The organism is Microcoleus sp. Pol1C5 (assembly GCF_036701115.1).
Classification (GTDB): Bacteria; Cyanobacteriota; Cyanobacteriia; order Cyanobacteriales; family Microcoleaceae; genus Microcoleus.
Window position 1 is genome coordinate 167,703 of record NZ_JAUBQE010000006.1, and the last position, 23,017, is coordinate 190,719.

Genomic DNA, 23,017 nt, shown 5'->3' on the forward strand with positions numbered 1-23,017 from the left:
CTAAGTAATGACTAATAATTAAGGAAATTCCAATGTTTGACTCTCAACTAAACCAAAAACTGAATTTATCAATACATCCCTCGCAGACTGACAAAATCCTGTCAGTTTTAAAAGAAATTGTCGGTAAAGCAATGGGAGTAAGCTCCTCTGAAATAGACGATAAAAATAATTTTCTAGAACTCGGTTTTGAGTCCGTGCAATTACTCCAAATAAATGGCGCAATTAAAAAAGCATTTGGTCTCAATATTTCTTTAAAATTATTAATTGAAAATAGCTCTACGATTAACGAATTAGCCGTATACATATCTCAGCAAATCCCGCCGATAGAGCCAACATTAACCCCGGCTCGGCCCGAAACAAATAACTCAAAACCTAAGAAAAAAGAGTCGCTATTGCCAGAAAATCATCTCGATCGACAAACCGATAATACAGCTATCAAACGTTTGATGGCGCAGCAACTTGAGGTGATGTCCAAACAACTGGACTTTCTGCGCGAAAACATTTCACCAAAGCAGAAACAACCTACACGCATACCTACCGAAACGATCGAACAGGAACGCCTGGAAGAAATTCCCATCCAAAATCCAAAATCCAAAATCCAAAAATCCCCCAGTTCCGCCAATTTAACTCCACGCCAACAAGAACATTTAGACGCATTAATGGCACGAGTTATCAAACGCACTCAAGCATCGAAAAACTTGACGCAAAACGATCGCATTCATCATGCTAATCCCAGATCGGTATTGGGATTTCGTCCCTCAATCAAAGAAATGGTATATCCCATCTATCCCCAAAAAAGTTCGGGTGCGAGAATTTGGGATATTGATGGTAATGAATATATAGATATGTCAATGGGATTTGGCGCACTTTTATTCGGTCATTCTCCATCTTTTATTATTGATGCAATTCAAGACCAGGTTCACCAAGGAATACAACATGGTCCGCAATCAGCGATGGCCGGTAAAGCTGCTCAGTTAGTTTGCGAATTAACAGGTCAAGAAAGGGCTTCTTTTTGTAATGACGGCAGCGAAGCGGTAATGGGAGCAATTCGCATCGCTCGCGCCATTACAGGGCGCGAAAAGATTGCTTTTTTTGCAGGTTCCTATCACGGAACTTTGGATGAAGTTTTGGTTGCCGGAGTACCGAGTGAAGAGGGAAATTTGCGTTCGATCGCGATCGCTCCTGGTATTCCGCAACATAAAGTCGAACAAGTAATAGTTCTAGATTACGGAAATCCCAAATCGCTAGATATTATCAGAGCTCACGCTAGTGAATTAGCTGCTGTTTTGGTAGAGCCCATCCAAAGCGCCAAACCGGATTTGCAACCTAAAGAATTCTTGCATGAATTGAGACAATTAACTCAAGAAACGGGAATTGTTTTAATTTTTGATGAAGTGATTACCGGATTTCGGATGCACCACGGCGGGATGCAATCTTTGTGGAATATTCGAGCCGATATCACAACTTACGGTAAAGCAGTTGGTGGTGGTTTCCCGATCGGAGTAATCGCTGGTAAGGCTGCTTTTCTGGACGCATTAGATGGTGGATTTTGGAGGTATGGAGATGCGTCTTATCCTGAAGTTGAAGTTACTCACTTTGCAGGTACTTTTTTCAAGCATCCTCTCGTGATGGCTGCTACTTTGGCGGCACTCACCCACATTAAGAATAGCGGCGAGAAACTGCAAGAAGAGTTAACGGTTAAAACTACAAAATTAGCCAATACGCTCAATACTTACTTCGAGCAAAAACAGTTACCGATTCAGGTAGTTCATTTTGGTTCTCTATTCCGCTTTGCTTATTCTCCCACCCTCAATTGGATGGATTTATTTTTCTATCACCTGTTAGAAAAGGGAATCTTTGCTTTAGAAAACCGGAGACTTTTCTTATCTACCGCTCATACTGATGCAGATATCGATCGGATGATTCAAGCAGTCAAGGAAAGTATCAGCGAAATGCAAGAAGGTGGGTTTTTACCAGGGGAGTCTGGAGTGGGTAATGGAGAAAAATCTTCCCGATCGCCGATCGCCGATCGCCAGTCTTCAGTTCCTCTAACAGAAGCGCAAAAAGAACTTTGGGTAATGGCACAAATGGGAGAAAATGTCTCCCGCGCCTATAACCAATCAACGACAATTCATCTGCGCGGTTCGTTCAATTTGGCAGCAGCGCGTAAAGCAATTCAAGAAGTAGTCGATCGCCACGAAGCATTGCGAGCAACCTTTAGTCCGTCCGGAGATTATCAACAAATTAATTCGACTCTGACTATCAACATTCCGGTAGTGGATTTCTCGACTTTAGATAACAGCGCTCGCGAAACACATTTAGCGGAATTTTTAGCAAGAGAAGCACGAGAAACTTTCAATTTTGAAACGGGGCCTTTAGTCCGCACCCATATCGTCAAATTAGAAGAACAACATCATCTTTTAGTTCTTACAGTTCATCATATTATTGCTGATGGTTGGTCTTTAGGAGTTTTGCAACAAGAACTAGCTGCAATTTACACAGCCGAATGTCAAGCGATCGAGCATCAACTCCCACAACCAATGCAGTTAAGCGAATACGTTCAATGGGAAGCAAGCCAGCAGGAAAGTCCAGAAATGGCAAAAGCTGAGGCTTATTGGTTGCAGCAATTTTCCAGTTCAGTTCCGGTATTAGAATTGCCAACCGATCGTCCGCGACCATCAGTTAATCGCTATGTCGGTACTAGACAAAGTTTCATACTGGATACATCTTTTTATGGCGCTTTGAAAAACGCAAGTATCAAGTTTAAAAGCACCTTATTTACAACAGCTTTGGCTGGATTTTTGGCATTACTGCACCGATTGACGGGTCAGGAAGATATCGTGATTGGTATCCCTTCAGCCGGACAATTGTCTGTCGAAGGTGAATATCTTGTCGGTCACTATGTGAATTTATTGCCAATCCGCAGTCAAGTTGTGAAAAACCAAACATTCACAGAATATTTAAGTTCAATAAAACAGGTGTTATCCGATGCTTACGATCATCAAATTTATCCGTTTATTAGGTTGGTTAAGAACTTAAACCTGCCAAGAGATACCAGTCGTCCACCTTTAGTGACAATACTGTTTAATTTGGACAGACCTCTGGCTACCTCAGAGTCTTTTAGCCAAAAATTCGAATTGGTCAGAAATCCCACCAATTCTTCCATCTCGGATATTTTTCTGGATATTCACCAACAAAATGACGAACTTGTAGTCGATTGTGAATACAACACCGACTTATTTGACTCGCAAACTATTGAACGGTGGATGAAACATTGGCAAACTTTGTTAGAAAGCATTATTGCTAATCCAGAACAGCGAGTTTGGGATTTACCTTTACTAAAGTCAGCCGAACTAAAACAGTTGTTGGTGGAATGGAATGATACCCAAACTGACTATTCTCAGTATCACTGCATTCACGAACTTTTTGAAGCGCAAGTGGAACGCACGCCGCATGCTGTGGCTGTGATGTTTGGAGACCAGAATTTGACTTATCTGGAACTCAATACTAAAGCTAATCAACTAGCGCATCACCTGCAAAAATTGGGGGTAAATTCAGAAGTAATGGTGGGGATTTGTTTAGAGCGATCGCTCGATCCGATCGTCGGGATTTTGGGTATTCTCAAAGCAGGTGGCACATACCTACCCCTCGATCCAAATTATCCCCAAGAACGACTGGCTTTCATGTTATCGGATACTCAATTGTCCGTGGTGATTACTCATTCGTCATTATTGAAAAACTTTGCACAAATGACGGTTATCTGCTTGGATACTGATTGGGAAATTATCCCGAAAGAAAACCGAGAAAATCCTGTAAGTCATTCTACAATTGATAATGTCGCTTATGTCATTTATACCTCTGGTTCGACGGGGAAACCTAAAGGAGTTTTGGGTCTGCATAGAGGCGCTGTCAATCGCTTTCAGTGGATGTGGCAAACTTATCCTTTTAAAGGAGAAGAAGTTTGTTGTCAGAAAACCTCGTTAAACTTTGTAGATTCTGTTTGGGAGATTTTTGGGCCGTTACTGCAAGGAATACCGACGATTATTGTACCCGATCGCATTCTCAAAGACCCTCACCAGTTCGTCGAAACTCTCGCGAACAATAAAGTGACGCGACTTGTCTTGGTTCCCTCTTTGCTGCGATTACTTTTAGATACGTTTGCTGACTTGCAAAAACGGCTACCGACCTTGAAGTTTTGGGTAACAAGTGGAGAAGCGCTTTCGGTAGATTTACTGCAACAGTTTCGGCAGATTTTACCTGATAGTATGCTGTTAAATCTTTACGGTTCCTCAGAAGTTTCTGCTGATGTCACTTGCTACAGTAGCAGCCCGCAAGATCGAGCTAATTCGCACGTTTCTATCGGCCGTGCGATCGCTAACACTCAAATCTACGTCCTCGACCGAAACTTACAACCTGTTCCCATTGGCGTACCTGGTGAATTGTACGTCGGTGGCGCAGGATTGGCGCGAGGTTATCTCAATCGTCCCGAATTAACATCTGAGAAATTCATTTCTAATCCATTAGCGCTCGTCGATCGCGAACGATCGACAAAACTATACAAAACTGGTGATTTAGTTCGCTATTTACCAGATGGCAATTTGGAATTTCTCGGACGGATCGATAATCAAGTCAAAATTCGCGGTTTCCGAATAGAATTAGGAGAAATTGAAGCGGTACTAGCTCAACATCCATCTGTGCGACAAGTAATAGTTTTGGGTAAGGAAAATGAACCAAATAATCCGCAATTGGTGGCTTATATCGTATCCGATTCAGAACAGAAGATCGCAGCCAGCGAACTTCATCGCCTGCTGCAAGAAAAGCTGCCTAACTATATGATACCATCCGCCTTTGTGATGTTAGAAACTCTGCCATTGTTACCCAATGGTAAAGTAGACCGTCGATCGCTACCAGCACCAGAACAAGCGCGTCCCAAATTGGAAGCAGCCTATCAAGCACCCCGAACGGAAATAGAGCAAACCATTGGTGCTATTTGGCAAGAATACCTTCATTTAGAGGAAGTAGGTATTCACGATAACTTCTTCGATTTGGGTGGTGATTCATTGCTCTTAGTTCGCGTTCACAGCCAAATGCAAAAAATATTTCAGCGGGAGTTTTCTTTAGTTGGAATGTTTCAATATCCAACCATCGGCTACTTAGCTGAATATTTAATTCAGGAGGAAAACAAGCAGCGATCGTATGCAAATCATTCTCAACCATCAATAACCCCGACAGATTCCATCAACCGCCGCCGACAAGTCAGACAAGAACATCGAGCGGCAAGACAAAGAAGAGAGCAGCCTTAACAGCTAATTTTAGATGGCGGATTTCCAATATCTTTCAACCCCAATAAAGTAGGAAAAATGATGTTAAACCAACAAGAAATGCTGAAAATTAAAACTTCATTCAACTCCGACAACACGAGCCAATATACTATTGAACAAAAAACAATCGAGCTATTTGCTCCATCCACTCACACTGCCTCTCTAGAAGAAACGATAGAGATGCAAATTAACGCTGTAACTCGCGATTTCTTAGCAAACATAAAAACCAGCAGCGACATTGATTTTCAAGCGTTAACAAAAAACTTTTGTGAGAGTAAAATTCCCATTGAACCCGCTAATTTTGAAAGCTACCTGGAATATTTATCCAGCAACGTAATTAGCCATTCTATCCACACATCATCGCCACGATTTATCGGTCACATGACCGCCGCACTTCCCCATTTCGTGCAGCCTCTAGCTAAACTGATGACGGCGATGAATCAAAACGCCGTTAAAATAGAAACTGCTAAAGCTTTCAGTCCTTATGAACGTCAAGCTTTGGCGATGATTCATCAACTAATTTACAACTTGGGCGATCGCTTTTACGCCCAGCATATTCAAAACAGCGAGAGTACATTAGGAATTTTGGTTTCTGGAGGTACTACAGCGAATATCACGGCACTTTGGTGTGCCAGAAATACTTCATTAGGGCCAAAAGATGACTTTCCCGGTATAGAAAAGGAAGGTTTAACAGCCGCCTTAGATTATTATGGCTACAAAGGTGCGGTAGTAATCGGTTCGGACTTAATGCACTACTCATTTGAAAAAGCCACCGACTTGTTAGGTATTGGTACGCGAGGTTTGATTAAAATTAAGAGCGATCGCAACAATCGGATAGACATCTGTGCGCTTCGTCAAGCTGTCGCAGATTGTCGCGACCAAAACAAACATATTATCGCGATCGTGGGCGTTGCTGGTACTACAGACTCAGGTGGAGTCGATTCTCTTTCCGATATGGCGGACATTGCAAAAGAAGCGAACGTTCACTTCCATGTCGATGCCGCTTGGGGTGGGCCACTGATCTTTTCCCAACAGCATCGATCTAAAATTGTTGGGATCGAACGCGCTGATTCAGTGACGATTGATGGACATAAACAAATGTACTTGCCAATGGGGATTGGGATGCTCTTTTTGCGCGATCCGATCATGGCACAAGCAATCGAAAAAAATGCCAGTTATACCATGCGTAAAGGTTCTTTCGATTTAGGTAAACGCGCTTTGGAAGGTTCCCGACCGGGAATGGCATTATTCCTTCATGCTGGGCTCAACTTAATTGGGGTAAAAGGATATGAATTCTTGATTGATGAAGGAATTCGGAAAACTCAATATATGGCCGACCGCATCCGCAGTCTAGCTGAATTTGAGTTGTTAGCAGAACCGGATATTAACCTGTTAATTTACCGTTATATACCGGAGTCATTGAGAGAGAGTGTGGCTAAAAATCAGTTAACTGAAAGTGAAAATCAACTGATCGATCGATTTAACGAACGACTTCAAAAAGCCCAGCGCCAAGCAGGTCGTACTTTTATTTCGCGGACAACTAAAAGCACAATTTGTTCTGGAAAAGAAATTCCGATGATCGCATTGAGGGCGGTGATTGCTAATCCACTTACCACTGAAGATGATATCGATGCTGTTTTAAACGACCAGATCGAGATTGCTTTAGAGATTTCGATGTCTAATTCTCTAGAAAGTACAGAAAATGTAGCCTAGAAATTGTTTGAAAATTCATTCCAAATAGAACACCAATCAACTTATGTCTTCAGCAAGTTCATCTTTGGCAGAAAATTCTCGCTCTCTTTATAATAGTTGGGCTTTTGCTTACCCAGTAAGCAAAGAGGGGATAGAACTTTGGCTAGATTTTATGCAGGAACATATCCTCAAGCATCTTCCACAGGAAGCGCACCTTTTAGACATTGGCTGTGGAAAGGGAGAAATAGTAAAAATTCTGATTGAAAAAGGTTATCAAGTAACCGGATTAGATATCTCCGAGGAAATGTTACGTTATGCTCGCGAGAATGTACCTAATGGTCAATTTATCCGAGATGACATCCGCTTCTGTAAATTGCCCTCTAACTTTGATGCAGTTGTTTCATCAAATAATGTATTCAGCTACATATTGACTCTGGAAGATTTGACAAAGGCTTTCCAAAACGTTTTTTCGTCACTTGGAAAAAACGGCTGGTTTGGGTTCGATTTGAGTGAGGGAGAACGAGCTTCAAACCCTAGTAATTCAGTTGAAGATGAATTTACTGGCGAAATAGCAGATGATTATGTTTGGCTTCAGCATTCCAGTCATTCGAACGATGGTAAATCATGCCAAGTCAAGCACGTCACATTCCGATTACTGAATGGAAACTGGGAACGTTCACAGGTAAATTTTGCACAACGAGGTTATTCTCGCTCCGAAGTTCAATCAGCTCTAGAAAAGGTAGGGTTTAAAAAAGTTACAATCTACGATGTAACCAAAGACATTCCAATAGATATAGTCCAAGACTCAAGGATAGTCTACGTTTTTCGTAAGCCCTAGCTTCAGGCCATGTTTGCCAAGTTTACTTGGATAATGAGGAACAGTAATGCCGATGAATAGTTCAACTGAATTTAATCGTTTTGATGGAAAGGATGAAATCGCTGTCGTCGGCATGGCGGGGCGTTTTCCTGGTGCTAAAAATGTTGATGATTTTTGGCAAAACTTGCGAGATGGCGTAGAATCAATTTCTTTTTTCACAGACGAAGAACTCATCTCTACAGGTACAGACCCAGCCGTATTCAATGACCCCAAATATGTCAAAGCAGGCACCGTACTGGAAGACATAGAACTATTTGATGCGGCATTTTTCGGCTTTACACCCAGAGAAGCTGAAATCGCAGATCCCCAACAGCGTCTTTTTCTAGAATGTGCTTGGGAAGCACTAGAAAATGCTGGCTACGATGCGGAAACTTACCCCGGTCAAATCAGTTTGTTTGCAGGTGTAACTCTGAGCAGTTATTTATTTTCTAACCTGTATCCTAATCGCCATTTAATAGAATCGGTCGATCCGTTCCAAGTGTTAATTGGCAATGATAAAGACCACCTTTGCACGCAAACTTCTTACAAATTAAACCTCAAAGGACCGAGCATTAACGTTCAAACCACCTGTTCCACATCATTAGTTGCAGTTCACTTAGCTTGCCAAAGTTTGCTGAATGGCGAAAGCGATATCGCGTTGGCTGGTGGTGTTTCAATTCAAGTACCACAAAAAACAGGTTATCGCTATCAAGAAGGAGGAATAAATTCCCCTGACGGACATTGCCGAGCTTTCGATGTAAATGCTCAAGGAACAATTTTTGGTAGCGGTTTGGGTATTGTCGTATTGAAACGCTTAGAAGATGCTGTAGCCGACGGGGATTGTATTCATGCGGTCATTAAAGGTTCCGCAATTAATAATGACGGTTCTTTAAAAGTTGGTTACACAGCCCCCAGCGTAGAAGGTCAAAGGGAGGTGATTTTAGAAGCACTTGCTTTAGCTGGAGTGGAGTCCGAAACTATTAGTTATATTGAGGCGCATGGAACGGGAACTTCATTGGGAGATCCGATCGAAATTGCAGCTCTCACCCAAGCTTTTCGTACCAGAACTAATCGGAATGGTTTTTGTGCGATCGCTTCAGTTAAAACTAATGTTGGACATTTGAATACAGCCGCTGGGATAACAGGTTTAATCAAAACTATCCAAGCACTTAAACACAAACAAATACCTCCCAGTTTGCATTTTCAACAACCCAATCCCCAGATAGATTTTGCCAATAGTCCCTTTTACGTTAATACTACGTTGTCGGAATGGAAAACTAACGGCAATCCGCGTCGTGCTGGAGTCAGTTCTTTCGGAATTGGTGGAACAAATGCTCATGTAATTCTCGAAGAAACTCCGGATGTTGAAGTCTCTAGTGCCTCACGTCCTTGGCAGTTATTGCTACTCTCAGCAAAAACCAATACAGCATTAGAAACTGCAACTGTAAATTTAGCCAAACATTTACAACAGCATCCCAATTTAAATATCGCTGATGTTGCTTACACATTGCAAGTCGGTCGTCGGACTTTTGAACATCGCCGAATGGTAGTTTGTCATGATATTAAAGATGCCCTTAATGCGCTAACTAATTTAGATTCGCAACGAGCTTTTACGCACTACCAAAAGCCCTCTCACCGTCCGATCGTATTCATGTTTTCTGGACAAGGTGCACAATATGTAAATATGGGGCGAGAACTCTACGAACTTGAGCCAACATTTAGAGAACAAATAGATATCTGTTCGGAAATTCTCAAACCTCATTTAGGTATCGATCTGCGTTCAATTCTCTATCCCAGCGAAGCACAAACCGCAGCAGCTTCTCAGCAATTGCAACAAACAGCAATTACCCAACCAGCTATATTTGTTGTTGAATATGCGATCGCTAAGTTGTGGATAGAATGGGGAGTGCATCCCGTAGCGCTAATTGGACACAGTATTGGTGAGTATGTAGCTGCTACTTTAGCAGGTGTTTTCTCCCTAGAAGATGCCTTGTTTTTAGTAGCAATTAGAGGTCAATTGATGCAGAAATTGCCCTCTGGAAGTATGCTTGCGGTACCCCTCTCAGAACAGGAAGTTCAGCCATTTTTGGGCAAAGAACTTTCTTTAGCTGCAATTAACGCGCCATCCTCGTGCGTCGTTTCAGGCTCGACAGAAGCGATCGAAAACTTGCAAAATCAGTTAAATTCCCAAGCTAGAGACTGTCGCCGCCTACATACATCTCATGCCTTCCATTCTGAGATGATGCAACCGATTGTGGAACAGTTTGCACTTGCTATTAAAAAAGTGAAGCTGAATCTGCCTCAAATTCCCTTTATTTCCAACGCCACTGGCACCTGGATTACACAAAGTGAAGCCACAAATCCCAGCTATTGGAGCAAACATCTGCGCCAAACAGTGAGATTTTCTGCCGGAATTTCCGAGTTATTGAAACAGTCGGAAGCAATATTTTTGGAAGTTGGGCCGGGACGGACGTTAAGCTCGTTAACTAAGCGGCATTTAGAACCAGGTGCCAAACATCTGGTGCTAACTTCCTTACGCCATCCTCAAGAACAACAATCCGATGTTGCCCTATTATTAAACGCATTAGGTCGGCTTTGGATGGCAGGTGTAAAGATAGATTGGTCGGGTTTTTCCACCCACGAATTGCGTCATCGTCTCCCCCTACCGACCTATCCTTTCGAGCGCCAACGTTACTGGATTGATGTCAAATCGCCATCCTTATCTGGGAGTAACAACTCAACAACATCCGACAAAAAAGATCGATGGTTAGTGTTTGTTGATGAATCTGGTGCAGGTTCCCAATTGCTTAATAAATTGGAACAAAAAGGTCAAAATGTAATTACGTTAAAGTTAGGAGAACAATTTGCTAAACTCAGCGCTGAAATTTATACCCTTAATCCCCAAAACCAAGACGATATTGATGCTTTGCTGGCAGAACTAATACCTGATACAAAACCATCCCAGCAAACAGACCCCTCCCCACGCTATTTAAGACCCAGCCTCAGTAATTCATATGTTCCTCCCACTAATGAATTAGAAGAACAAATTGTCGAAATGTGGCAAGAAGTTATCGGTATTAAACAAGTCGGGATTCACGATAATTTCTTTGAGTTAGGAGGAGATTCACTGATCGCCACCCAATTAGTTTCGCGATTGCGATCGAACTTCCCAGTTGAACTACCACTGCGCGACCTTCTACTTCAAGCATCCACTGTCGCCAAACAAGCCGAAACGATCGACCAACTTCTCCTCGAAAAAATTGCCGAATTATCTGACGAAGAAGTTGAAGCTTTTTTGGCTAATCAATAACAGTCTATACAGCCCTTCTCAGGTATATAAGGTATGACTGGTAAATTCGTAATTGAAGTTGTTAGGCGCTTACCTCATTTACTGCATGAGCAGGATAAGAGGGCTAAAGCCCAACTACGTACCTTTCTAAACATCTGCGTTCATCTATTCTTTATCTACGGTTAAATTAAAATCATGGAAAACTCAACCTCTAATCTATCAGCAACAAAAAAAGCCCTTCTGGAAAAATGGAAGACAGGAAAATTTAAAAGTTCTGCTATTCCTAAGCGACCACACTCCAATCGTATTCCCTTATCTTTTTCCCAGCAAAGACTCTGGTTTATCGATCGACTTTATCAAGGAAGTTCCTTCTATAATATTCCGACAGCGATTCATTTAAAGGGAATGCTTGATGTGACGGCGCTTAAGCAAAGTCTTAACGAAATTATGAAGCGTCACGAAGCTTGGCGGACGAGTTTTGTAATAGTAGATAAGCAACCGTTTCAGGCGATCGCATCGGAAGCAAGCTGGGAATTACCGATCGTCAACCTCGAACATTTGTCGGGAAAAAATTGGGATGTTGAAGTTCAACAAATAGCGATCGAGGAATCTAAAAAACCCTTTGATTTATCCCAAGCGCCTCTGGTACGGGCAACTTTGCTGCGTCTAGGCGAAACAGAACATATTTTCCTTTTGACTATGCACCACATCGTCTCCGATGGATGGTCTATAGGAGTGTTCGCAGGGGAATTGGCAGCGCTGTACGCGGCGTTCTCCACAGGTCAATCTCCGTCATTACCGGAACTCCCCATCCAATATGCAGATTTTGCAATTTGGCAGCGCGATCGCTTGCAAGGTGAAATACTCGCTACCCAACTTAATTACTGGAAGCAACAACTAGGCGGTGATTTACCTGTATTGCAACTGCCTGTCGATCGTTCCAGACCGACTATTACCACATTTAATGGTGCAAAGCAATACTTTACTTTTCCCAAAACCCTAACAGAGGCACTCAGTAAATTAGGTCAGGAGGAAGAAGTCACTTTATTTATGACTTTACTGGCGGGTTTTAATACTTTACTTTACCGCTATACAGAGCAAGAAGACATCCTTATAGGTTCTTCAATTGCTAATCGAAATCAAGCAGAACTAGAAGGAGTCCTTGGCTTATTTGTCAATACATTGGTGATGCGAAATGACCTCAGCGGTGACCCAAGTTTTCGGACGCTTTTGAGTCGGGTACGCGGGGTGACTCTCGACGCTTACGCACATCAGGATTTGCCTTTCGAGAAGCTAGTAGAGGAATTGCAACCCGATCGAGATTTAAGCCGAAATCCTTTGTTTCAGGTCATGTTTGTACTGCAAAATACGCCTAAGTCCGATCGAGAGATTGCGGGGTTAACTTTGCGTAGTTTGGAGTTCGATAGTGGTACATCTCAGTTCGACATTTTTCTGTCAATCAGCGAATCCAAAGCAGGATTAACTGGATTTTTAGAGTACAGTACCGACTTATTTGATGCGGCAACAATTACAGGACTCATCGATAATTTCCAAACCTTACTCGAAAGCATCGTTGCTAATCCCGATTGCCAAATTTCTGAATTACCCATTCTAACTGCCAAACAGCGAGAACAACTGTTATTGGAGTGGAATAATACTCAAACCACTTACCCGCAAGATACCTCTCTTTATCAATTATTTGAACGGCAAGTAGAGCATTTTCCCAATAGTTTAGCATTAATCGATCGCTCCGAAAAAGTAACCTATCGAGAACTCAACCAAAAGGTCAATCAACTTGCCCATTATTTACAAAAATTGGGAGTAACAACCGAAAGTTTCGTGGGGATTTGTCTGGATCGATCGGTGGAAATGATAGTTGGAATTCTGGCGATCCTGAAAGCTGGCGGTGCTTACATTCCTCTCGACCCAAATTATCCAACCGATCGTCTTTCTTTCATGGTTTCTAATTCCCAAGTTTCATTAGTCATCAGTCATTCATCATTACGCGATCGCTTTCAACAAATACAGGTTATTTGTCTAGATGAAGAATGGGAAATTATCGATCGAGAAAGTCAAGAAAATCCTGCCAACACATTGAGAAGTGACAATCTTGCTTATGTGATCTACACTTCTGGTTCGACGGGAACTCCCAAAGGCGTTCTCGGCACTCACCGAGGTACAGTTAATGGGTTACACTGGTTGTGGAAAGCTTATCCCTTTGAAAGAGAAGACATTTGTTGTCAGAAAACAGCTATTAGTTTTGTAGATTCAGTCTGGGAAGTTTTTGCTCCCTTACTCCAAGGAATTCCCACCGTTATCATTCCCGATCTAGTTGTCAAAGACACTAAACTATTTCTAGAAACCCTCGATCGCCATCACGTTACGCGAGTCATACTTGTTCCTTCCTTGCTGCGCTTAATTCTAGATACTTACGGTAATTTAACCAAGAAATTGTCGAAGTTGAAACTTTGGATAACCAGTGGAGAAGCACTACCTCTCGGCTTAGCGCGATCGTTCCAAAAATTGCTGCCATCTGCCAAATTGATTAACCTTTACGGTTCATCTGAAGTTTCTGCTAATGCTACTTACTACGATACGACTTTATTACCAGAAAAAGCAACTAGCGTTCCGATCGGTCATCCAATTGATAACACTCAAGTTTACATATTCGATCGTCATTTACAACCAACTCCCGTAGGAGTCTGCGGTGAATTGTACATCGGTGGCGATGGATTGGCGAAAGGTTATTTTAACCGTCCCGAACTAACTGATGAACGGTTTATTTTCACTCCCAAGTCAAAACTCTATAAGACTGGCGATCTAGCGCGTTATTTGCACGATGGCAATCTCGAATATTTAGGTCGCCGTGACGAACAAGTAAAAATTCGAGGTTTCCGAGTAGAATTGGCCGAAATTGAAAGTGCGCTCTTGCAACATCCCGATATTCGAGAATCTGTTGTCATTATCCGCGATGATACACAAGGCGATCGGCATCCGATCGCTTACATAGTAACAGATGAACCAAACTTAATTTCACAATTGCATGGTTATTTGCAAAATAAACTACCGGATTACATGATACCGTCTGCTTTTGTGATGCTAGATGCAATACCGCTAACACCAAATGGCAAGGTAGATAAGCGATCGCTTCCAACTGATAATCTGATCCGATCGAATTCCACAAAATCCTTCGTTTCGCCCAGAAATATTTCCGAATTAGGTTTGGTAAAAATTTGGGAAAATCTTCTAGCTATTAACTCAATTGGAGTTACAGATAACTTCTTCGAGTTGGGAGGTCACTCCTTTTTAGCTGTACGCTTAATGGCTCAAATTTACGAGTTGTTCGGACACAACCTTCCCTTATCTATTTTATTTGAAAACCCGACAATTGAAAAACTCGCTAAAATTGTCAGCCAGCCAACAAATTTGAGTTCTGGTTCCCCGCTGGTAGCCCTGAATTCTTCTGGTTCGAGGACTCCTTTCTTTTGCGTACACGCCGCCGGAGGAGACATTCTCGCTTACATAAACTTGGCAAACAAAATTGGTGGAGAGCAACCATTTTACGCCTTGGAACAGTCTCCCAGCTCCGTAGAAACTGAAGCTAAGTCAGTAGAAGAAACAGCAGCTTATTACCTCCAAGAAATTCGCGCAGTGCAACCGGAAGGACCGTATCTTTTAGGAGGTTGGTGTTTTGGCGGTGTGGTTGCTTTTGAGATGGCACAACAACTACAAAAACAAGGTCAAAAAGTAGACTTGCTAGTGGTAATTGATGCCATATTACCAGAAACAGTTATTCAACCAACAAAGGATGATGATGCTAAATTTTTACTCCGGTTAGCTGAGTCAATTAAAAACTGGTTCGGCATCGATTTTTCAGTCTCCTACGACGAAATGCGATCGCTACCGTTGGATGAGCAATTTCAGTTATTAAATAGAAAGGCCAACTTCATCGTCAGCGACACTGAGATGTCGCAGTATATTCGCGATTACAAGGTTTTTAAATCTCACGTTCAAGCCATGCGAGATTACGTTCCCCAGGTTTATCCCCACAAAATTACGCTGTTTCGAGCTAGTGATAAAATTGCTCATGATTTTGAGAGTTCGGAGTTCCATAGCGATGACTTATTGTTAGGTTGGGGCAAATGTTCCCAGCAAGCGATCGAAGTTATTGAAGTTCCGGGAAATCATTTCTCGATGTTCGCTGAACCTCACGTGCAAACATTAGCCCAACAGTTGAAATGTTATCTCGCTCAAATAAATGTAGGAGTTACGGATTGACAAATTAACCTAAAGGTGTTATGAGTGCCAAAATAAAGGGATGCCTTCGGTGGGGGAAGCAATCCTTACTTTTCCCGTTAAGTATGATTTTTAGCTAGGGTTTGCTGAATAATCGCTCGCATATTGCGTGGTCTGGGTTTTCGATCGCGCGAGCGAGAAAAAAGTGCAAGATTAACAGGTAAAATAGGTCAACACCCGTGCATCACCACCTGCGATCGTGTACAAAAAATCTGAGCTTGCTCACCCCTCACCTTCCGACTTTGAACTCCCCTCATGTGGAAAATTGTCACTCCTTAACCGTTGGGTAAAAATGGCCGAACTAATCCCGTGGTCAGAATTTGAAACAGAATATGCTAAAAACTTCCCCACAGAAAGGGGGGCCCCTGCTAAATCCTTTAGGATGGCATTGGGGGCATTAATTATTAAAGAAAAATTAGGAATTAGCGATCGTGAAACAGTAGAACAGATCCGGGAAAACCCCTACCTGCAATACTTTATTGGTCAATTAACTTACAGCAATGAACTCGCATTTGACCCATCCCTATTAGTTCACGTTCGGCAACGAATCAGTCCGAACCTAATTAATAAAGTGAATGAACGCATGGTAGAAAAAATGCGAGAAATCACGCCTGTCAAACCCGAAAAAAAAAAGTATTTGGACGCCAAAAATGAGTCATCCAATCGCGGTCAACTAATCATAGATGCAACCTGCGCCCCAGCCGACATTAGTTATCCGACCGACTTAGGACTATTAAATAGAGCCAGAGTTCATACCGAAAAAATCATCGATATTTTCTATAAACAAATTAAAGAGCCAACCACTAAAAAACCAAGAACCTACCGTAATAAGGCCAGAAAAAATTACTTATTAATCGCGAAACAAAGACGACCTACCCGCCACAAAAGAAGACAGGCAATTAAAAAACAACTTCAATACATTAAAAGAAACGCTTCTCATATTGAACAGCTAATCGATTCCGGTGCGACCCTAGAAAGTTTGAATAAACAGGAATATAAAACCTTGCTAGTCCTCACAGAAGTCACTCGCCAACAACAGTGGTTATTTGATAACAATAAACAGAGCATTGAGGATAGAATAGTAAGTTTAAGTTAACCGCACCTTCGTCATATTGTCAGAGGAAAAGCAGGAAAAAGCGTAGAGTTTGGAGCCAAACTATCAGCGAGCTGCTTTGAAGGATATGTATTTTTAGACCGGATGAGCTGGGATAACTTTAACGAATCAGGCGACTTAAAAACACAAGTAGAAGCATATCATAAATTCACAGGGTATTATCCAGAATCAGTTCAGGCAGATCGCATTTACAGAAATCCGGAAAACCGAGCATGGTGTAAAGAAAAAGGCATTAGGCTGAGTGGGCCGCCATTAGGAAGACCGCCAGCAAATGTGAGTAAATCAAAAAAGAGGCAAGCGTTGGAAGATGAGAGGATTAGAAATGCCATTGAGGGCAAGTTTGGGCAAGGAAAACGAAGATTCGGTCTCAATCGAGTGATGGCAAAACTTGATAATACATCTGGTACAGCCATTGCTATTACTTTTTTAGTAATGAACCTTTCTACCTGGTTAAGACGGGTTTTTTGTGTGTTTTTATGTCAAAAACCGAAAATTACAGCTATTTACAGGTCAGTTATTATCAAAAACTATAACTGGACAAGTTATAGAAAACAAAAAATTATGTGTCGCCGAACTTGAATCATTCCTCAATTGCTATCGTGATTTTTCTTAACTTATTCAGCAAGCCCTACCTAAGCGAAAATTCAGGAAAGGGCCGAAAGTTGATGGTTACAGATCCCAAGGATTGCGACAGATTTATGAAGTAGATGAGGTGGCGGAGTCGGGGTCAACTTGGACGTACACTTTTTTAGACTGGGCTACGGTGGATCGGTGGATAACACGCTAAAGTTGTGGAATTTGACAACTGGTACAGAACTTAAAATATTGACGGCTCATACTCCCTACATCAATGCGATCGCAATTACCTGGGACGGGTAAAGGGCTATTTCTGCGGATTTAGAAAGTGGGGAGGCGATCGCTAATTTCAGCCTTATTTTGCTGCACCGTTGCGTCCAAAGGAGTAGATTTCTTACGGCTAGAAGAGATAGAGCCACTAACATAAATTTCTTACGCGATCGTCGGCGAGGTGGAATTTGCCCAGTAACAGCCCCTACAAGTTGATGGGCGATCGCATAAAAAGACATAATTAGACATCCGAAGCTCATGAAAATTCATGAGAATTCATGAAAACTCATAGCCCATCGCCCTGATTAATCCGGCTCTCCGGAACTTACGGTGATATTTTTATCTAATTAGAGAAGCAAGCTAATACGCGTTCTCGAAAACTATCAAAGTTTGAAAAGCCATATCCTTGTCGCATAATTAACTTAATTCGATTATTTATTCCTTCCATAACTCCACTTGTTATACGATTAAGAAAGTAGTTACAAATTCTTTCAAAATGATTGACAATTGTCGAACATGATTCTTGAAAAAATATCGTCGCATAATTCAGCCAATCCTTGAACTTAGTCCGCTGCTCTTTTGACGGTCATATCGGTCTCGTATATTTCCCGAAACTCTTCTTTCATCTCATAAGCAATTCTTAAGCATTCTGATTTTTCCAAGGTGATTGCCAACTTTTCAATTTGGTCGGAATTAAGGTTGCTTCCATTACTCAACAATAAGTATTTGTTGCCTCTATCTGTAATTCCTACTGCTCGGCGCAACTTATTCAAGTCTTTATTAACTGCTTTCATCACGTGAAAACGGTCGATGACAATTTTGGCATTTTGGAATACTTGTTCTCTAACTTTTGGAAATCCTCCCCACATATCAATACTCACTTCTTTAACTTGTTTTCGCACCTCAAACGGTTGTTTTATAAGGGCTTCAATTATGTCGGCTTGACGGTGAGACTCAATCATTTCAATCAAATTACCCTCCTCAATGTCACTAACAACAGTTACCAAACTTCCTTTTCCTTTTTTCATACTTATCTCATCTATACTCACTCGTTTCACTGACTCCCAACAGCTTTTTTTTTACAGGAATTCACCTGAGTAAAAATACCTTTTATTTCGTCATAACTCAATCCTTCTTCTCGCCCTATTTGTTCCATGCTTGAGTGTTGAACACGCGCATAAATATTTTGTTCGTATCGTTGAGTATGCCGTCTTTTTTTGTCCACAAATTCTAATCTTTCTGTAACGTAACGTTGACAGCTAGCGCAGTAAAACTGCCGACGAGGTAATTGTAAATACACAGAACGACCGAAAACTGACAAATCTCTGGCTAATATAGGTCGATTCTGATGGAGCTCTTCTGTATAATTATCACAGTGAGGACAAACTATTCCTGATGCTAAAGCACTCAAACGAAAGTACATTTGTCCTTCAATTTGAGTGCAATTTTCAACCTTAACTCCAGGCAAGTCTAATAGATAGTCTAAATGAAAGCTCATCACTATAATTGTATTGGTTGATCTATTTTACACCATAAACTCAGGAGAGCCATTAATCCCCGGTAGTCGGTAGGGAATCGCGCTTATTTTTACTTTTAAGTCCAATTGCCTGCAACTCGCCAGCAAATCTGGGACTGGGTTCGATCGAGATTATTCTCAATCCAAAATCTAAAATCTAAAATCTAAAATCTAAAATCTAAAATCCGTGACTTTGCCTGCAAAGCGGGCGATCGGCTTGATGCGGTAGCTCGATCGCCCATATAGCAATCCTAAATGATTTTCTGTGTGTAAGTATATTGACGTATTTTGGGGAAAGCAAATTTATCTTCGTTAGTAAAAAACTCTCTCCATAAATTTGACAATCTTAAAAGACCTACATAAATACCAATACTTTCTTAAAAAGTTTTTAGCTTGTAACCAAATATCTTCAACGGGATTCTGTTGGGGAGCATTGGGAGCAAATAAAATACAAGTAATTGACAATTAGCAGGTTCTTTGGCACCATTTAGTTCTAATAAAAAGTCTCTAAATTCTCCCTATTTATGATAACTAGCTCCATCCCAAATCAAGATAATTTTTATATTTTTATATTTATCTTGTAAGTATTTTATGAATTTAACTGTTGATTTTCCATCACCAGATGGATGGCTCTGAACATGGAATTCTTTGCTTTGATAATTAAGTGCGCCAAAATAAGTTTGTCTATATTTTTCATTGGTAATTGGGACTTCAATTCTAATTTTGGATTGACCCCAAACATAACCAGTCAGATCACCATGAAGTAGATGACATTCATCTAAAAACAATACTATTATTTCCCCACACTCTATACCAGCCTTGTTTTTAAATAAAATATCGTTAATTTAGTCCGTCTTTTTTTTTACCAGTTCTTTATCAAATTTAGGATGTGTTTTTTGAGTTCTTTTCCAACTAATTTTCGCCCGATCGAAAAGTTCATAGTAACTCTGTTTTGATTTATATATCACACCAAATTCTTGCTCTAAATAAGTAACTAGCTCATCTAAATTCCAAGATTTTTTATTTTTTAAGCACTTGATAACTTCAGTATTTTGTAGAGCTGTTAAATACCCTTTTGAGCCTTTATCTCCTAGTTTGATTCCGGCGAGGCTTTTGGTTTTAAATTGTTTTTTCCAATAACCAATAAAAAAATTACTTACACCTAAAATCTTGCCGACCTCATGGTAGGTATTACCTGAGAGCGCCATCCTTACAGCTATTGCTCGTTTTAGTTCTCTGGCATCTATATCGCTTTTAATGAAAGATTCTAAACAATCTCTATCTTTTTGTGGCAGTTGTAATACCATTTTCCTAAATTCATGCTACAGATAAACCCTCTAAAATGAATGGATATCCTGTCTAAGAAGCAATCACTTCATTAGTCAGCTTTTTTAACTCTTTTTGCACTGTCTCTCTCAATTCTTCTATACCATCAAATCTCAACCATTTCAATTGTTCCTTGATATATCCCCACAGCCTTTCTATGGGATTCACTTCCGGACTATAAGCTGGTTGAAACAGTAAAATCACTCTGGTATACTTAGGTTCAATGAACAATGAAATCCTCCATTGTCTAATTGAATTATATGCAAATCATCTGGATAAGCGGTGGCAAATAGCTCCAAAAAGTTCTCAAAACACACGGCTCGTCTAGATGCGTAAATTCATAAAAAAATCCCTCTCCTGTTTGAGGTTCTACTACTCCATACAACCACAGATATATAAAGTCCCATTGCACTGCTCCGTGAGGCTTAATGCCTTTGCCAGTTAATTTCCTTCTTTGAATTGTGTGTAGCCCCATTCGACTTTCGTCTTGACTCCAATAGCGAATTTTTTTCCACTGTTTTAAAAAGCTCTCGCTCTGACTCAGACTGCTTTTAATTAGACATGAGAGTTTTTTTTAAATTCTTCTACTACCCCAGGTTTCTGTTTTTCACTCACCGGACGCGGCACTTTTAATTTTCCTTTCAGCCGATATCTGGCCCATTGGTGTACTGTTCGATATGCCACTTTTACTTCACAGCAACTTGTCAACCATTGATGTACTTCTTTGTAGCTACTAAATCCTTCGGGTTCTTGTAATTATTTTGATAATATCTCTACAGTTTCAGGATTCATTATTCTGGGTCTTCCCGAACGAGGTTTCTGCAATAATAATTCTTCGATTCCCCCCGAACGATAACTAGACAACCATCTTTGGATTGTGGTACGATGTTTCCACGGAGCCGCACAGCGGCAGATAATACAGTTTCTACCGTTTGGGTTTTGAGCCAATACAGAACTTGCAGTTTTTCGTAGCAAGTCACATCTTTCTCTTTCCTCAGAAGAACTTTCAGTTCTTCTTCTGTTTCCCGAATTTCAACTTTGACAACTCCTGACATCTTTCTTCTTTATATTTGGGTACTAATCCACAAAAAAGATACCTACTAACTGTACCACTATTTTAGGAAATTGGTATAAGTTATTCATTTTTTTATTGTCACAATCAAGTGTTGCATATAATTGTATCATAGTCTTGATAATGATTTAGGATTGCTATATAAACTAATCATTATTGGCGATCGCGAATTTCATAGCATCGAACTGGCACTTCGGGTTGCACCGCCAGCATGTGAGCTTTGTCCTGCGTCAAAAAAGAAGTACGACTTTCCTTTGAAAAAAGACAATCTTTTCAAGCACTAGATAGCATTCCAGTTAAACCGGGAATTCATCTGTTTTATCCAAAGGTGGGATTTACTAAAAAGAAAGGTTTTTCTCGATTTAACTTGGTCGCTTCATGGAAACGTCAATATCGAGGTAAACAAGAAAATGAACCTTGGTATCTGTTAACTAATCTGCCAGATTTGAAGAGTGCGATCGAGATTTACAGTCAACGTTACGGCATCGAAGCAATGTTTAAAGACTGTAAAACAGGAGGATATAATCTCGAAGGCTGCCAGGCATCACCTGAGAAATTGATTGCTTTGATGATTTTAATTGCCATAGCGATGAATTCGGCATGGTTGAGAGGAAAAATAACTCAACTTCAAGGACAGGAAAAATATGTGTGCCGTCTAAGCGAGCCAGGTAGAACCAGAAGAAGGCATAGCAAGTTTTGGATTGGTTTATATGGGGAAAATTGGCTAATTGCCCATGACTGCTGTTGGGAGTGGGTAGAGTGTATGATAGGTTTAGTTCGCAATAAGCAACCGTTTTATAAGAGAGGACTACAAGCTATAAAGCTTATAGGACAACCGCTTTAGCCTCGTTGTCGCCCCCTGAAGTTTGCAAACCTCACGCGATCGCACCTTGTTCGGAGTTTGTCTCTACACCGCCTGCCGCATTGCCGAAGCTTGTTCCCTGGAATCTACTGTATTTACACTGCCAAAGGTACAGTCCGACCTACAATCAACTTCCGCAAGGGCAACACCAAAGGCCAACTCCAAACCCGAACGATTCCTGTCATCGAAGATTTGCGGAGTCTCGTGACATCTTGGCGTTCCCACGCGGGTCAGACTTATTTATTCCCCGGCCGCCACCCGAACCACCATTGGAAGCATCTGCACACCAACTCCGCGGATCAGATTTTGAGAGAAGCGTTCGAGCGGGTTGGCATCGAGGGAGCCTCCACCCACAGTTTTAGGAGGACGGCTCTCACCCAGATGAGCAACGCCGGAATAGGGCTGCGGATTATTCAAGAAATCAGCGGTCACAGTAACCTGGAACAGTTGCAGCATTACTTAGAGGTGAAGCCAGAGCAAGTCAAAGGAGGGATCGCCTCTTTATCGATTTAACGGCTCTCATAGCGTTGAGAGGAGCTCGTGCCCAAAGCCTGAGATTGGTTTACGGCATCATCACCAACAGAAAGTTGAGCACTATCGTTAGGCTAGGAAAGTTCTTTAAAGCCCTTAAGCCCCTAAAACAAAGGCTCCTAAATCAGAGGAGCTTTAGTTTAAATATGGTTCCAGACATCGAGCTATTTTCGAGATGCAGTGACGGGTCAAATATCTTCGCCACATGGGCGTTTAACAAGCGAAAAGATGTAAGGGAGAAAAACCCTGAAGACTGCACAGAATTAAGTCATCACGATCACCATGTAGAAAGAGAG

General features: G+C 41.3%; 11 protein-coding genes and 2 pseudogenes. 8 read left to right on the forward strand and 5 right to left on the reverse strand.

The window, feature by feature from the left end; translation table 11 throughout:
- Positions 1 to 32 precede the first annotated feature (32 nt).
- The 6 genes and pseudogenes from QUA23_RS05530 (at position 33) to QUA23_RS05555 (ending at position 17,147) form a co-directional block, all read left to right on the forward strand.
- Complete coding sequence (locus tag QUA23_RS05530) at positions 33 to 5,303, forward strand: amino acid adenylation domain-containing protein (protein ID WP_333074633.1); 5,271 nt, start codon at positions 33 to 35, stop codon at positions 5,301 to 5,303.
- A gap of 57 nt (positions 5,304 to 5,360) precedes the next feature.
- Entirely contained in the window at positions 5,361 to 7,034 is a 1,674-nt protein-coding gene (gene panP / locus QUA23_RS05535) for a pyridoxal-dependent aspartate 1-decarboxylase PanP (protein WP_333074634.1), read from the forward strand.
- A gap of 43 nt (positions 7,035 to 7,077) precedes the next feature.
- A complete protein-coding gene (locus QUA23_RS05540) occupies positions 7,078 to 7,851 on the forward strand; it encodes a class I SAM-dependent methyltransferase (protein ID WP_333074635.1) in 774 nt (257 codons plus the stop codon).
- Positions 7,852 to 7,903: 52 nt separating this feature from the next.
- Positions 7,904 to 11,179 (forward strand): beta-ketoacyl synthase N-terminal-like domain-containing protein, encoded by a 3,276-nt coding sequence (locus QUA23_RS05545; RefSeq protein WP_333074637.1) that lies wholly within the window; start codon positions 7,904 to 7,906, stop codon positions 11,177 to 11,179.
- Between the two features lie 174 nt (positions 11,180 to 11,353).
- Positions 11,354 to 15,436, forward strand: a complete 4,083-nt coding sequence (locus QUA23_RS05550) for an amino acid adenylation domain-containing protein (RefSeq protein ID WP_333074639.1) — start codon at positions 11,354 to 11,356, stop codon at positions 15,434 to 15,436.
- Between the two features lie 217 nt (positions 15,437 to 15,653).
- Positions 15,654 to 17,147 (forward strand): annotated as a pseudogene (locus QUA23_RS05555) (IS5 family transposase).
- A 610-nt stretch (positions 17,148 to 17,757) separates the two neighbouring features.
- Here QUA23_RS05555 and QUA23_RS30990 read toward each other — a convergent pair.
- The 5 genes and pseudogenes from QUA23_RS30990 to QUA23_RS05590 all read right to left on the reverse strand — a co-directional run bounded on the left by QUA23_RS30990 (position 17,758) and on the right by QUA23_RS05590 (position 21,231).
- Positions 17,758 to 18,912, reverse strand: a pseudogene (locus tag QUA23_RS30990) (ISL3 family transposase).
- Positions 18,913 to 19,448: 536 nt separating this feature from the next.
- On the reverse strand, positions 19,449 to 19,718 hold the full coding sequence (locus QUA23_RS05575; protein WP_333079662.1) for a transposase: 270 nt from the start codon (positions 19,716 to 19,718) through the stop codon (positions 19,449 to 19,451).
- 57 nt (positions 19,719 to 19,775) lie between these two features.
- Positions 19,776 to 20,237 (reverse strand): winged helix-turn-helix domain-containing protein, encoded by a 462-nt coding sequence (locus QUA23_RS05580; RefSeq protein WP_333079661.1) that lies wholly within the window; start codon positions 20,235 to 20,237, stop codon positions 19,776 to 19,778.
- A 52-nt stretch (positions 20,238 to 20,289) separates the two neighbouring features.
- Positions 20,290 to 20,487, reverse strand: coding sequence for a transposase (locus QUA23_RS05585; protein WP_333079659.1), 198 nt, complete (start codon positions 20,485 to 20,487; stop codon positions 20,290 to 20,292).
- A gap of 525 nt (positions 20,488 to 21,012) precedes the next feature.
- Positions 21,013 to 21,231: a helix-turn-helix domain-containing protein gene (locus QUA23_RS05590; protein ID WP_445243468.1), complete on the reverse strand. Its 219-nt coding sequence runs from the start codon at positions 21,229 to 21,231 to the stop codon at positions 21,013 to 21,015.
- 317 nt (positions 21,232 to 21,548) lie between these two features.
- Between QUA23_RS05590 and QUA23_RS05595 the strand changes: the two genes are divergently transcribed.
- On the forward strand, positions 21,549 to 22,172 hold the full coding sequence (locus QUA23_RS05595; protein WP_333079655.1) for a transposase: 624 nt from the start codon (positions 21,549 to 21,551) through the stop codon (positions 22,170 to 22,172).
- A gap of 90 nt (positions 22,173 to 22,262) precedes the next feature.
- Positions 22,263 to 22,703: a tyrosine-type recombinase/integrase gene (locus QUA23_RS05600; RefSeq protein ID WP_333110316.1), complete on the forward strand. Its 441-nt coding sequence runs from the start codon at positions 22,263 to 22,265 to the stop codon at positions 22,701 to 22,703.
- The last annotated feature ends 314 nt before the right edge of the window (positions 22,704 to 23,017 follow it).